Raw genomic sequence first — 14941 nt, 5'->3', positions numbered from 1 at the left:
TTTTTATTTGTGCGTATTGATAATTGAATGGTTTTTAGCCTTTATACGGTCTCACTTTTTAGACTCACTTTTACCCCACAAGAGAAACGTATGACGAGCTTAAGGCACTTAGCAGCACCTGCTATATCATTAATGGGCAACTTAAAATATAAAACTAAAATTGGTTTAGTTTTTGGTATTTTATTATTACCCCTTGCGCTTAGTTTGTTTTTTTTAGTCTCTTTATTAAGCGAGAGTATAAGCGTCTCTCAAATGCAAAAACAAGGATTACTGAGCTACAGAGACATTCTTGCAAATCAAATGCAGGGTGAAACCTATAAAAATGTAAAAGTAGCTAAAGCACGTGGTTTTAATGTAAAAGATGAGCAAATAAATGACGTACTTGAGCTGGTTTCAATACAGTCTAATTTAGCCTTAGATAACCAACTTGCGAGTGCTTATGTTAATCGCGCATTAGTTACGCCTATACCTGCGCTTATCATGCAGATAAGTGCGACAGCGCAAAGCGCTAATACTGTTCTTACTAACCAGCGTTTTACACCAGAGACTTTTATTGCGCTTTCAAACTTAAGTAAGTCGCTCCCTTTGTACCAGCAGCAACTCGATAAAATACTTACAATTGCCACCACGGCCGATGCATCTGTAAATAAAGCACTCACGCCCTCTCTCACTAATTTACATAACGCCATAGCCGCTTTTAAAACAGCCATTGATAAAAAGCTGCTTGAACCAGATGATATACAGCTTACACAAAACGAATTTGCAGGGCTTACCAGCCAAGTGCTAAGTCGTATTAGCCAACTAATTGATAAAAGCATCCCTACCCTTGAAACCCTTATTGAAAATAAACTTCAAACACAGCAGTGGATCAGAAACACAGTATTAGCAGCATCTGTAATAAGTTTACTCTTTGCGTTTTACTTGATGATAGGTTTTTACTTTGCTGTGGTCGATACCATTAATCGCTTTGCCGAAGCTGCGCAAAGAGCAGCAAGTGGCGACTTAAATGCGGTTATCAACTCAAGTACTAATGATGAAATGGATATTATTGCAGCGCGATATAACGCACTTCTTAATGCCTTTTCAAAACTTTTAGAGAATGTAAAAGCAAGTACTGTGGAGCTATGCGGCGCCACTAAATCGCTTTCACAGGCAAGCAGCCAAACGAGTAACGATGTTGAAAAACAGCAAATGCGGGTAAACGCTATTCATGATGCACTAAGTAATATGGAGCAAAGTGCGCTAAGTGTTGAAGACTCTGCTAATCAAGCGATGTTAACAGCACAAGATGCCGCGCAGCATGTAAAGCAAGGCTCTAACAACACCATGGAACTAGCCAAATACATGCAAGACCTTCAAGTTGAATTTACCGAAAGCCAACAAGCCTTAGATAGACTAGCTCAAGATAGCCAAGAAATTAGTAAAGTAAGTAAAGGTATTAGCGAAATAGCCGATCAAACTAACTTACTTGCACTTAATGCCGCCATTGAGGCAGCACGAGCCAGTGAACATGGCCGTGGTTTTGCCGTGGTAGCTGATGAAGTAAGAACCCTTGCCCAGCGTACACAAACTCAAACCCAAGAAATTCACCAAATAATTAGCTCACTCCAACAAGCTTCTGACGATACACAACAAAAAATGCGCTCAAGTCTCCAGAAGATGGAACAATCGGTAAAAGCCGCCACCGAAACAAACGATATTTTACAAAGTGCAGAGCAAAGCATGGGCGATATAAAACACCAAGGCGAAGAGATAGCACTTCGGGTTAAAGAGCAATCTAACGCAACCACCCAAGCATTAAGTGATGCACAAGAAGTCAGTAACTTAGCAGATCAAACTCTTCTCTCTGCACAATCTACATTGCAAGACGCACAGCAACTTAGTCAGCTCTCTGATGACTTAACTAAATCAATGCAGTTTTTTAAATCTTGATAGGAAGCTAAATATAATAAAACCGCTGAGTTAGCGGTTTTATTATTAAGGACTTTATTTTATTAGCGTATACACTGCGGCCTAGGTTCAAACTCACTGGCTCTTAGTGGTAACTGAATGACTTTTCCGCATCCGGGCGGTGCTTGTAAACCCGTTCTTTCATTGACGAAAGCCCATCTTATTGATGGCGGGCGTGTATCTGCTATTGCTTCAGGGTTGAGCGGTTTTAAGTAACGTATATAAGCTTCTAACGCGCCCACACTCCCTGTTAAACCGGTGCTTCTATTATCGTCTCTACCAAGCCATGCAACGGTCACTGTGTTTTGATCAAACCCTGCAAACCAGCTATCACGTAAATCATTACTAGTGCCTGTTTTACCGGCAAGCTGAATTGATGGAAAGTGTAAATTTAAACGCTTAGCGGTGCCGTCTTTTGTCACTCGCTTCATGGCATATTTAGTCATATATACTGCGTCTTTTGCAAAGCGCGGCTCAGACTTAACTTTATGCTTATACAAAACGTTACCTACCGAGTCTGTAAGGGCAGATACAGAGGTAAGCTCTCTATACTCGCCATCTGCTGCGATAGTGGTATAAAGCTGGGCAACCTCAAAGCTCGACATTTCTACAGCACCAAGTAGCAGCGAGGGGTATTCATCTATATTACCTTTTGCGCCTAATCCTTTGAGCGTATTTGCTACTTTATCAACACCTACATCTAGGCCTAAATTTACCGCAGGAATATTAATACTGTTACTAAAGGCTTTATAAAGTGGCAATGCACCTCGGTATTGGTGATCAAAGTTCTCAGGTTGCCACACTTTACCTTGCTCATTTGTTACCTGCACAGGGGAGTCATCAAGTAATGTGGCTAAGTTATAATGTGGTAACTGCAGGGCTGTTAAGTACACCGCGGGTTTAACTAAAGAGCCAATATTTCGTTTAGTATCGAGCACTCGGTTGAAACCTGAGTAGCGAACATCGCGCCCCGACACTAAAGCCGACACACCGCCTTTTTCTACATTAACTGAGATCATGGCTGCTTCGAGTTTATCGGTGTTAGGGCGTTTTTCTAAATACGGTAAACTTTTTTGAATGGACTCTTCCATCGCCGTTTGTTTTTGCAAATCAAAGTAAGTAAATACACGAACCCCAGCATCTAGTGTTTTTTGATCAGGTAATAACTGCTTAAGCTCACGGTTTACAAGTTCTAAAAAGCCAGGGTATGACTTTTGTAAACTTGCTTTCATAGGCGCTATATCAATTGGGCGTTTAAGTGATGCACGGTATTCTTTTGTAGTTAGTAGCTTGTTTTCAACCATTAAGCGCAGTACTAGGTCGCGACGCTCCATAGTGCGTTCTTTATAGCGTCGAGGATTGTAATACGAAGGCCCTTTGACCATCGCTACCAGCAGCGCTATTTGGTCATATTCCAGCTCATCAACAGGCTTTGAAAAATAAAACTCAGAGGCCAAGCCCATGCCATGCACGCCTTGGTTATAAGATTGCCCTAGGTAAACTTCATTTAAATAAGCTTCTAAAATCTGATCTTTTGAATAACGGTAATCTAAAATAAGCGCAATAAATGCTTCATTTATTTTACGCACTAAAGAACGCTCACGCGTTAGGTATATATTTTTTGCAAGCTGCTGCGTTAAGGTGCTACCACCTTGCACGGTACGCCCTGCTTTAATGTTTGAATAGAGCGCGCGCAAAATAGAAAATACCGACACACCATGGTGCTGATAAAAATCCCGATCTTCTACCACTAATAACGTGTCTTTCAACATAGGCGGAAACTTATCAAGCGGTACAAACTCTCTATCTTGCTTTGAATCATTTCCAATACGGGCTATTTGCACAGGCTCTAGGCGAGCGCTGTTTAGGCGTCTGCCAAATTTATCTTTAATGGTTGCTACCTTTTGCCCCGCAAAACGCAGCTCAATAATGTGCGATTCTTCAAGGCCATCATAAAACTCAAAGTCGCGTCGGTAAATTTTTATGCTATCGGCTGTTTTTACAAACTGCCCCGTGCGGCTTAGCCTATTAACTGATGAATAATTGAGGCGCTCAAGCTCCCACACAACCTCTTGGCTAGATAAAAACTGCCCTGGGTAAAACTCCATTGAGCGTGCGTATACTTGGGCAGGTAACTGCCATTTATTACCTTCAAATATACGTGTTGTTTTTGAATCTAAATAAATAAGATACATGGCCATAGCAATAAAAACAGCTAAGCTCAATTTCCAAAAAACAGACCATGTTTTTCGCATAAATGTGCGTTTAACAACAGTGTTTGACGTTTTTTTAGTCGTTTTTGATTTAGCTTTACGTGGCGAGCTGGTTGCTTTAGGTGCACGCTTAGGAGTGGTTTTACTACTGGGTGTTTTTTTGTTGTCAGCCATTTAAGTGTAATTTATTCCAAGGTTTATTCACGAGTGTGAGCTTAGCATATTGGGTATAGCCTAACACCTGAAAAGTTAACCTTCCCTGAAACGAAAAAAAGCCCTACCAAGGTAGGGCTTTGTGAACACAATGATTAATCTATTTAATATTAGTTACTGCGAACAGATACAAATTCAGGGTAAGCATCAACACCACAATCGTGTTGGTCCATACCGCTTAGCTCTTCTTCTTCGGTTACGCGAATACCCATAGTTTGCTTTAAAATAGCCCACACAATAAATGAAGCTACAAAAACAAAGGCTAAAATAGTCACTAAACCAATAAGCTGTGTTACAAAGTTTGCATCGCCGTTAGATACAGGCACTAACATAATACCTAGCGCGCCACATACACCGTGAACAGAGATAGCACCTACTGGGTCATCAATCTTCGCTTTATCTAGAGCTACAATGCTAAATACAACCAGTGAGCCACCTAAAATACCTAGTAAACACGCCATTAATGGAGATGGTGAAAGTGGGTCTGCTGTAATAACAACTAAACCTGCTAATGCGCCGTTTAGTACCATAGTTAAATCAGCTTTACCCCACAACACTTTACATACAAACAGTGCAGCAATTGCACCCATTGCCGCTGCGGCATTGGTGTTAAGTAAAATTTGACCTACAGCTGTTGCATTTTCTTTATCTGAAAGAAGTAATTGCGAACCACCGTTAAAACCAAACCAACCCATCCATAAAATAAACGTACCTAATGTAGCAAGTGGTAGGTTAGAACCTGGAATTGGGTAAATTTCACCGTTTTTACCGTATTTACCTTTACGAGCGCCAAGTAAAATTACACCTGCTAAAGCAGCTGCAGCACCGGCACCATGAACAATTGCAGAGCCTGCAAAGTCAACAAAGCCCATTTCTGATAAGAAACCGCCGCCCCATGTCCAGTAACCTTCCATTGGGTAAATAAAGCCAGTTAAAACAACTGCAAATGCTAAGAAAGCAAATAACTTCATACGTTCAGCCACGGCACCCGATACAATCGACATAGCCGTTGCAACAAATACTACTTGGAAGAAAAAGTCAGATTCTAAAGAGTGGTCAGCATCGGCCGCTTGCGTGCCAATTAATGCGCCAATTGAAGGGATAATACCGCCTTCAGCGTTGTCTACATACATAATGTTGTAGCCAACTAATAAAAACATGGTACATGCGATAGAATACAGCGCCACGTTTTTAGTTAAAATTTCAGTGGTGTTTTTAGAGCGAACTAAACCCGCTTCTAACATGGCAAAACCTGCTGCCATCCACATTACTAATATACCCGACACCAGAAAATAAAAGGTGTCGAGTGAAAATTTGAGTTCTACAATTGTGTTTTCCATTAATCAGCCCCCTTAAATTGCTTCTTCATCAAGTTCGCCCGTACGAATACGCACAATTTGATCTAAGTCGTACACGAAAATTTTACCGTCACCAATTTTGCCTGTTGATGCAATTTTGGTAATTGCTTCAACTACGCGTTGGCAATTTTCAGTACGAGTAGCAATTTCAAGTTTGATCTTAGGAATAAAATCTACCTGATACTCTGCTCCACGATACAGCTCTGTATGGCCTCGTTGACGTCCAAAACCTTTAACATCAACTACGGTCATCCCTTCAATACCTAAATCAGCGAGCGCTTCACGCACATCATCTAATTTAAATGGTTTTATGATTGCACTAATCATTTTCATAGTGGCCCCCTCGGACGCTTTATTGTTATCCTGTTGGCTTACATAATCCAACCTTTGTGCCACTATTAAAAAACACTTAATATCAATAAGATAAACGTAAATAGTAAATTTAAAACAAAAAAAACGCACCATCAAGGTGCGCTTTTTTAACAACTTAGCTACATTGGTGCATCACCAAAAGTGATGCCCTACTAGCTTGTAATTAGTGTTATTTTTATATTTACACAACACAGTTTCGGCCATTGTTTTTGGCTTCGTAAAGGGCCGCATCTGCGATGCGCATGGCCTGAGTTAAATCAGTGTTTTGAAAATCAGCAACACCAATACTAATGGTGATAGAAAACGGTTTTTCATCGATTAAAAATTCATGTTTAGCGAGTTTTTTTCTAAAGCCTTCTAAGTACTCTCGCCCACGCGCCGTGTCTATATCATCTAATATAATGGCAAACTCTTCGCCGCCCACCCGCGCAACGGTAAACTTAGAAAACGTAGTTTTAATTAACGTGGCTACCTGCTTTAGTGCCTGATCGCCCGCTTCGTGGCCTAAGGTGTCATTAATATTTTTAAAAAAATCTATATCGAGTAATGCAAGCGTATTTTGCTGTTGTTTTTTTAATAGTTGCTCTGCATATTGGTAAAAATAACGGCGGTTATACATACCCGTTAAATAGTCTCTGTAAGCACTTTCTTTAATATCCGCAATCAGTGACAACTGCTCCATTGTTTGCATAACACGACAATGAAACTCTTCATTCATAAATGGCTTTGTTAAAAAGTCGTTGGCACCGTATTTAATAAACCGAGCCGATAACCCATGTTTACCTGCACCCGAAAGCCCGATAATGGCCAAATCATCGCGCCCTCTAAAATTACGCACCGCTTTAACCAGTTCAAAGCCATCCATTAATGGCATCGCATAATCGGTCATGAGCAATTTTATATTAGGGTTACTTTTTATTATTTCGAGTGCTTGCTGACCATCTTGCGCATCGGTTACATCAAATAATTGCTTTTCTAGCATTTGCTTCATTAAGGAGCGGCTTAACACCGAATCATCAGCAACCAAGGCCTTACAGCCTTGATTTCTCAGAAGCTGAGCCACTAACTTGATAGCGTAATGGTATGAATCGCGATTGTCTTTAATTACGTAATCAATAACACCAAGCTCTAGCATTTGTTGGCGCTTATATTCATCAATTTTTGAGGTAAGTACCACAGTAGGAATAGCGTGTGAAAGTGTAAATTTAGCGACCTCGCCATTAGGTGCATCAGGCAAAGTTAAATCAACTAAAGCCAGCGAGTATTTATGTTTCTCAATATAGTCTTGGCATTCATTTAATGACCATGCGAAATCGACAGCGACATCTAAATATTGAGCCGTTAAGTGGCGTAGCACCTGCTGCACTACTTTACTGTCTTCAACCACTAATACTCTTTGCATAAACTTCTCTTTAATCTTGTTATTTTACGTACTTAAACTTGCACTGAAGCGACAAGCTATGAAAAACATCCAGTAAAGTTCTGTTTATGTAGCCAGTAAGTAGGCTAGGTCCATTAATGTAAGCGCAAGGCTTGTATTTAATTCAAATACAAAGTCGACCAAATATACTTGATTTTTTAGCTAAGCTAAACACGCTAGGATAAATTAACCCTAAATAAACAAACACGCCGTGTATAAGTTTAGACTTAACCAGTATTATCGACCATTAATCTCAATACTTTTGTTATTTGTGTGTTTTTTATTTTAAATAGCATCTAAACAAAAATAAGGAACGACAATGAAGCTTGTCCAATTAACTCGTTACACCTTAGCGCTTGCCATCGTATTGCTTAGCAGTACTGCAACAGCAGAAAACCAACGAAAAATAGACATTGATAGCCACGTAGTCACTAAGCATAAAGCAAAAATTAATGGTGAACGCTTTAGCTACACCGTTAAAACAGGCACTCAGCCGGTGTGGAATGATAATGGCGATGCCATTGCCACATTACAATATACCTATTACACACGAGATAAAGTCGATGACACCGCAGCTCGCCCATTACTGATATCGTTTAATGGCGGGCCAGGCTCTGCATCTGTATGGATGCACTTAGCCTATACTGGCCCACGCGTATTAAAAATTGATGACGAAGGCTACCCCATTCAGCCTTATGGCGTAAAAGATAACCCCTACTCAGTATTAGATGTAGCAGATATTGTTTATGTAAATCCGGTAAATACAGGTTATTCACGCGTAGTAGAAAACGCCAAAGGTGAAATGCTTTCGAAAGAGCAACAAAAAGAGCACTTTTTTGGTGTGAATGCCGACATAAAATACTTAGCTGAATGGCTAAATACCTTTGTTAACCGAAACGAGCGCTGGCGCTCACCTAAGTTTTTAATTGGAGAAAGCTACGGCACTACTCGTGTATCAGGCCTTGCCCATGAACTACAAAACAGTCAATGGATGTACATTAATGGTGTGGTATTAGTATCGCCGACCGATATTGGTATAAAGCGCGACGGTCCTATAAAAGCGGCTAATCGCTTACCTTATTTTGCTGCAACTGCGTGGTATCACAAAGCACTGAATAAAAACTGGCAAGAAAAAGATCTCAATGAACTTTTACCCGAAGTAGAACAGTTCACTATTAATGAGCTTATTCCTGCCCTCGCTAAAGGTGGCTTTATCGATGCCGATAAAAAACGCCAAATAATAAAGAAAATGGCCGAATATGCTGGTCTTTCAGAGCAGTTTGTAGCGCAAAACAACTTAGATATTCCCACTCGATTTTTTTGGAAAGAACTTTTACGTGAGCGTGGACAAACTGTCGGACGTCTAGATTCGCGCTATTTAGGTATTGATAAACGCGATGCTGGTGAATCACCTGATTACTGGGCTGAGCTTACCTCTTGGCTGCACTCATTTACGCCTGCAATTAACTATTACCTGCGTGAAGAGCTCAACTATAAAACGGATGTAAAATACAACTTATTTGGCAATGTTCACCCATGGGATCGCAGTAAAAATAATACCGGCGAAAACTTACGTTTAGCGATGGCGCAAAACCCGTATTTAAACGTCATGATTCAAGCGGGTTACTACGATGGCGCAACAAATTACTTTGATGCTAAATACACGTTATGGCAGCTTGACCCAAGTGGAAAAATGAAAGACAGGTTAAGCTTTAAAGGGTACCGCAGCGGCCATATGATGTACCTACGACATGAAGATCTTAAGCTTTCAAATAACGATTTACGCGACTTCATTTTAAGCTCCCTACCCGCTAAAGGGCAGGCCGCTAAATATTAATTAAAAGGGCCATTACATGAGGCATTAAGAAGATGCCTCATGTTTATTACAGTACACTTTTAACTGTGTAACCACTTCATTAAACCCTGTTTGTAGTGCAAATAATAACGCTTCATCGACCTTATTTTGCGCGGCTAAGCTTTCTATTTGCTGGCAAATGTCACTTAACTTTAACGCTGCAATCGATTTAGCTGATGACTTTAAACCATGCGCCTGAAAAGATAAATCGGCGTAATTTAAACTATGTGTATACGCTTCAATTAATTTAACTTGCTCATAAGCGGTTTGTAAAAACGCCTGAAAGACTAAACAATGTACATGCGTATCTTTTCCTAACATCGAAAACAATAAAGGCATATCTAATTGACTGTACATAGAGCTTGCTTGCGCTGTAATTTGCAGCGGCTGTGTATGCGAAGGAACAATGCCTTGCGAGTGTTTCATCAACAGTGCTTTTAGGCTTTCAAGCTCTATCGGTTTAGTTAAAAAACCGTTCATCCCAGCGCTGTAACAATCTTGTATGTTTTTTTTCATTATATTGGCAGTAACAGCAATAATTATTAGCTCATTGAACTGTGTGTTTTTTCGGATTTTTTTAGCCAACTCAAGGCCATTTAACAACGGCATTTGAATATCGGTAAGTAGCATATCGAAGGACTTATCTTGGAGCATTTGCCAGGCCTGTTCACCATTATTTGCAAACGTTGAATTAACACCAAGCATGGTCAGTTGCTGCTTTAAAACCTGCTGATTAGTCAGTTGATCTTCTGCCACCAGCACATTTAATACTGGGAGTTTACCTGTGGCTGAGTTTGCAGGCTCACTGCTGGGGTGATTTATCGGTTCATCAGCTTGTATAGTGGTTAAAGCGCTTTCTTTAAAACTATTAAAGCTAATGGTAAAGCACGCGCCTTTATTTATTTGGCTATTTACTTGTAGCTGCCCTTGCATACGCTCTACAAGCTCTTTAGTAATAACTAAACCTATGCCCGTACCATGTGTTTTACTGGTCTCTGCCCCTAGTCTATCAAAGGGTTTAAAAAGCCTTAAAATATCATCTTCTGAAAAACCGCACCCTGTATCTTCAATATCAATATTACAGCGGCTTGAATCAGCAATCTCGCAACGTATATCTATTTTACCTCGCACTTTGTTATATTTTATTGCGTTGGAAAGTAAATTAAGCAGTACCTGTTTAAAACGGCGCTTATCTACATATAAGTAAATACCTTCTAGGGAGTCAATATTGTGAGTATCTATAGTAACAAGCTCAACTCTGGCAAGTTCGCTCACCATTTCAATACTATGCTGTAGCATGTCTTTCACGGGGGCATATTCAAAATTAAACTGCATATTCCCCGACTCAATAGAAGTTAAATCTAGCACGTCGTTTATTAGTAAAAGTAAATGCTCCCCAGCTTGGTAAATACTTTGCGCATTGTCTTTGTGTACCTCGGTTGCTTTACTGTCATATTGATAAAGCTGCGCTAACCCTAAAATCGCATTTAACGGCGTTCTAAGCTCATGGCTCATACTCGCCATAAAGTCAGACTTAGCCTTACTGGCCGACTCGGCTTGAATTCTCAGCGCGTTTACTTTTTGATGATTAGTAGCAACCTCACCGGCCATTTTATTAAATGCATTTATGACGCTGCCAATCTCATTTTTTTGCTGGACGCTAACGTGGCAATCAAAGTTCCCTTTAGCCAGTTTAGAAAAGGCGACTTCGAGCGCCCGTAAAGGGCTGGTAATTCTATAATCGACCAACCAAGCTAAGCCAATAAAAAACACCACAAGTATAAAAAACTGAATATAAATTAACGTGTAATGTAGCTTGGCCGCTTCGTTTATTTCGTCTTCAAAATTAACGACTAACGTTATTTCAGCCAAAGGTTTATCTAAAAAAGTTACATGCTCATTTAACGTAACATTGCCCTGCTGCGCTAACAGGTGCCACTCATCTAAAGGGTATAACTGATTACCTGTAGAAGGCTCTACTACCCTAATTGCTTTCCAATTAGGGTTTGTATTAAGTTGCGCGTCTATTTGCTCATACAGCTGTGCGTATTGACGCGTTAATAAAGGGGTTTTTATTGATGTGGATAGTTGCTGTAAAGAGCGCTGCGCTGCGCTAGAAAGGCCATCGTTTACCCACCTAGCTTGCTCTGGCAAAGCGTAAAAAATAAATAAACATATTAATAAAAAGCCAAATGCCATTACCGCAATAAAGCTTTGAACCCTTAGGCTGCGCCACCAGTTAATTTTCAACATAAAACGAGCGTAAACCCCATTGCGTTAATTGTTTATAATCGTCAATGCTTGCTTTACTTGGGTTAATTATAGGAATACCCGCTAGTAAGTGTTTTTGTTTAGGGTCGCTCCCTATTTCTATAATTGCTTGTTGAACTTGCGCTTGTACCTGATTATTTACTCTAGGGTGAACCACAATGGGGTGGCGGCTAACTTTCCGCGTTTTGTAAATAACTTTTAGCTTTTGCTGCAAATTTTGAGGCTGTTGCTTTAATGTGCCCATCACCCCGCCGCCGGCAGGTGTTGCGTTAAGTGCCACGTTTAAATAAACAGATGAGTGCGTTTGTACATACACAGGCTTTATTGTTAAGCCATATAATAGGGCAAGCTCCGCCCGCATTAATAAAGAAGCGCCTAACGCATTAGGCGCAGGAAAAGCAATTTCGGCGCCTTCAAGCTGCTCAACGGATTCAATATTACTGTTTTTATTGACCACTAATACGCCTTGCAAATGGCGCGCAGCATCTTTCACTATCGGTAAATAGCCTTGCTTGTCGTAAGCAATCACACTATGCCATGGGTTCATATAAGCAAAATCGTAATCGCCATCTGCAAACCCTTGCTCAAAAACCGGGATTGATTCCACGGTAACCAGCTTTAGTTGCACGCCTGTTTTTTCGGTTACTTTATTAAGAAAGGGCTGCCATATTGCAGTGAGTTTTTGTGGCTCATATTGCGGAACTACACCAAAAGTAAAGGTTTGAGCATAGATACCCATACTATTGAATAAAAAAAGCAAAACAACACTACACTTCATATTAGTCTTACCGTTGTAGGTTTATGACTATAAGCATAGTTAACGAGTGACTAACGCACCATTTTTATTACGTAGAAATTAAGAGGTTATTTAATTAAGGAGGTTTAAGAAAGTTTCAACAAAAAGATAAAAGCAGGCGCCCATACACACCTGCTTAAATATATTACTGCCAGTACGGCTCTATATCAAAAGACGCTAAACGGCTTTGCTCCATTGCACTGACTAAGTAATCTGACTTTTGATCTAGCCACTGTTGAATTTTAGCCAACTGCTCGTCTTCTTGCCCGCCGCAAAGCTGCTTTAAATATTCCAGCGTGCTGAGCTCGTACATACCATGAGAAATATCCAGCCACGGTAGCCTAAACTCTAAGCGCTCTTCTTTGTCAAACAATGACCCTAAGCAATTACCGCTTAATAAGCTGTTTTCTAATTGGGTGCGTAAGCTTAAATAATCTTGTGCTGTAAGCGTTTGCTCTTTAGGAAGTAACTTATCTAAATTTTGCCAATCTTTATTAAATAAACGTTTTGCAATTTTAGCTACTGGCTGCTCTGCTGCCTGTAGTTGAGTTTGCCCCCAAAACTTACGCCATTGTTTATCTACCAACCAAGTAGTCAACGACAGCAATAAACGATTGTATCGCGCGCTTTGAAACAAAGCATTAATATCATCAATGCTTGGCTGTAGCTCTTTTAAATCGTTAATAACTTGCGCTAATGCAGGCGCTGCATTTATTTTTTTATAAAATGCATGGCGTTTAGATGTATAAGTTTTTAGCTGAATTGCATTTTCAACCCAAGCTAATTCACTTAACAGCCACTTTAACTCTGTTCTTAATTGCTCAGTACTGTCTTTACTTACAATATCGTCAAACAACCAAAAATTATGCCTAATTAAGCTAATGCCATCAGTCACACGTTTGAGCGTTTTTAAACTTGGTTTGTCAAAATAACACTGCTCATGTTTTTGCACAAAACGAATACCAAAGTTCATGGCTTCTATTAGTGCTTGCTCTTGAGTTGCTTGTTTTTTTAATTTTACAAACCCAATAGACTTACTTGGTTTAAGCGGTGTTTCATCGGCTAGTCGGTAGCCTCTAGCTGCTTTTGAATAAAGCCCTAAACGAATACAGTTTTGGCTAACAAGTTTATCTGCCAAAGCAAATAGCTCGTCTCTGTTGCCCTCAACAAGCTCTATTTCTAGCTCGCTAATAATATCAACCTTACCCGATGCAGCTATTTCGCCCTTATCTAGCACGACTTCAATTTTTGCGCCATTGGGGGTTTCTATTAACCAAGTACGACGAATAAAGTTAGTGCTAAAAATTGGATATAAATTATTGCTAATAGCATTTACTTGCATACCATGAGGCCAAATAGCATTATTAAATGCTAATAAATCAGGACGGCTTGATTCAATTGGTAAGTTGTATTCAGGACGTTGGTGTAGCCCACCCACAACTTCGCCAGCAAGCTTTATTGTTTGTTCGCATTTACTGTCGGCACAGCGGGTTCTAAAACCTATATCAAGGGCTCTTAGCTCTCTACTTGGGGTATCGTAATAGGCATTTTGCAAACTACGTGAAGGTTTATTAATAACCGTTTTAGCAAATTGTGTGATTAGCGAGGGGATCAGTGGAACAACGGCATCTGATACCAAAAACTTCAGTTCTATCTCAGTATCCATTAGGGTTGAGGATTACCTTTAAAATAAATAAGTGCTCAAAATAAACAAAGCCACCTCATTTTGCAAATTTTTTAACCTTTTTGGCTGAGCAACACCCGCACTGGGTTACAATATCAACCTTGCTATTAACGCGTTTAATCCATACTATCTCACTACTTATGTGAAAATCTCAATCACAACCACAACGGACACGGATAGACTAACAAGGTAGATAAATGCTAAAACACTGTTTACTAGGGCTACTTTTAACAGCCACCTCGTTTATAAGCCAAGCACAAGAAGCTCAAACAGCCAATTCATCAGATGCAAATTCAGCTTATATAATCGATAATCTATATACCTTTATGCGCTCTGGCGCAGGTAAAAACTACCGCTTACTTGGCTCTGTAGATGCGGGTACTAAATTAACCGTGCTATCAAAAGAAGAAAACGGCTTTATAAAAATAAAAGACGATAAAGACCGTGAAGGTTGGGTTGAGTCTAAATTTATATCGCAAACGCCAGGGCTTCATCAGCAGTATCAAACACTCAGTAGCGAAATGAGCACAGTGCAAAACAAACTACGCCAAGCACAAGTTGAACTACCTCAGTTACAAGAACATAATCAAAGCTTAACTAATCAAAACAAATTGCTTAATCAACAAATTACTGAGCTGCAAACAACGCTTGAGCAAGAACGCGCTCAAAAACAAGCAGCCACTGCAAAAGAAAAACGCCAACTACTTACTTATGGTGGCGCTATTGCTTTTATAGGTTTGTTTTTAGGTATTATACTTACCGTTGTACTTTCGCGCCGTAAGCGCTACGAAGGGTGGGCTTAATTAACC

10 protein-coding genes are annotated in these 14941 nt (G+C 40.0%); 3 read left to right on the top strand and 7 right to left on the bottom strand.

Features of this window, described 5'->3' with window-relative positions:
- Window positions 1-90: 90 nt before the first annotated feature.
- Window positions 91-1932, top strand: a complete 1842-nt coding sequence (locus AN390_RS03145) for a methyl-accepting chemotaxis protein (protein ID WP_055253183.1) — start codon at window positions 91-93, stop codon at window positions 1930-1932.
- Window positions 1933-1994: 62 nt separating this feature from the next.
- On the opposite strand, the gene mrcB is transcribed toward AN390_RS03145, so the two are convergent.
- The 4 genes from mrcB to AN390_RS03125 all read right to left on the bottom strand — a co-directional run bounded on the left by mrcB (window position 1995) and on the right by AN390_RS03125 (window position 7508).
- Window positions 1995-4337 (bottom strand): penicillin-binding protein 1B, encoded by a 2343-nt coding sequence (gene mrcB, locus AN390_RS03140; protein ID WP_004587160.1) that lies wholly within the window; start codon window positions 4335-4337, stop codon window positions 1995-1997.
- A 149-nt stretch (window positions 4338-4486) separates the two neighbouring features.
- Entirely contained in the window at window positions 4487-5716 is a 1230-nt protein-coding gene (locus tag AN390_RS03135; RefSeq protein ID WP_004587161.1) for an ammonium transporter, read from the bottom strand.
- 12 nt (window positions 5717-5728) lie between these two features.
- Window positions 5729-6067 (bottom strand): P-II family nitrogen regulator, encoded by a 339-nt coding sequence (locus AN390_RS03130; RefSeq protein WP_004587162.1) that lies wholly within the window; start codon window positions 6065-6067, stop codon window positions 5729-5731.
- Between the two features lie 220 nt (window positions 6068-6287).
- Window positions 6288-7508 carry a response regulator gene (locus tag AN390_RS03125; RefSeq protein WP_029773860.1) on the bottom strand — a complete coding sequence of 407 codons (1221 nt, stop codon included), beginning with the start codon at window positions 7506-7508 and terminating at the stop codon, window positions 6288-6290.
- A 337-nt stretch (window positions 7509-7845) separates the two neighbouring features.
- Here AN390_RS03125 and AN390_RS03120 point away from each other — a divergent pair, with 337 nt between their 5' ends.
- Window positions 7846-9363, top strand: a complete 1518-nt coding sequence (locus tag AN390_RS03120) for a S10 family peptidase (protein ID WP_055252946.1) — start codon at window positions 7846-7848, stop codon at window positions 9361-9363.
- Window positions 9364-9387: 24 nt separating this feature from the next.
- Here the strand turns inward: AN390_RS03120 and AN390_RS03115 are convergent, their stop codons facing one another.
- From AN390_RS03115 to AN390_RS03105, 3 genes are all read right to left on the bottom strand, one after another.
- The gene (locus AN390_RS03115; RefSeq protein ID WP_055252945.1) at window positions 9388-11634 is read right to left on the bottom strand and encodes an ATP-binding protein; all 2247 of its coding nucleotides are present in this window, start codon (window positions 11632-11634) and stop codon (window positions 9388-9390) included.
- Window positions 11621-12430 (bottom strand): phosphate/phosphite/phosphonate ABC transporter substrate-binding protein, encoded by an 810-nt coding sequence (locus AN390_RS03110; RefSeq protein ID WP_055252944.1) that lies wholly within the window; start codon window positions 12428-12430, stop codon window positions 11621-11623. The genes AN390_RS03115 and AN390_RS03110 overlap by 14 nt, the downstream gene beginning before the upstream one ends.
- A 163-nt stretch (window positions 12431-12593) precedes the next feature.
- Window positions 12594-14114: a CYTH and CHAD domain-containing protein gene (locus AN390_RS03105; protein ID WP_004587167.1), complete on the bottom strand. Its 1521-nt coding sequence runs from the start codon at window positions 14112-14114 to the stop codon at window positions 12594-12596.
- 215 nt (window positions 14115-14329) lie between these two features.
- Here AN390_RS03105 and AN390_RS03100 point away from each other — a divergent pair, with 215 nt between their 5' ends.
- Complete coding sequence (locus AN390_RS03100; protein ID WP_024034313.1) at window positions 14330-14935, top strand: TIGR04211 family SH3 domain-containing protein; 606 nt, start codon at window positions 14330-14332, stop codon at window positions 14933-14935.
- The last annotated feature ends 6 nt before the right edge of the window (window positions 14936-14941 follow it).

Source organism: Pseudoalteromonas sp. P1-11 (assembly GCF_001399995.1).
GTDB lineage: Bacteria > Pseudomonadota > Gammaproteobacteria > Enterobacterales > Alteromonadaceae > Pseudoalteromonas > Pseudoalteromonas atlantica.
Note: the sequence above shows the minus strand (reverse complement) of the source record. Positions and strands in the feature narration are given on the sequence as shown.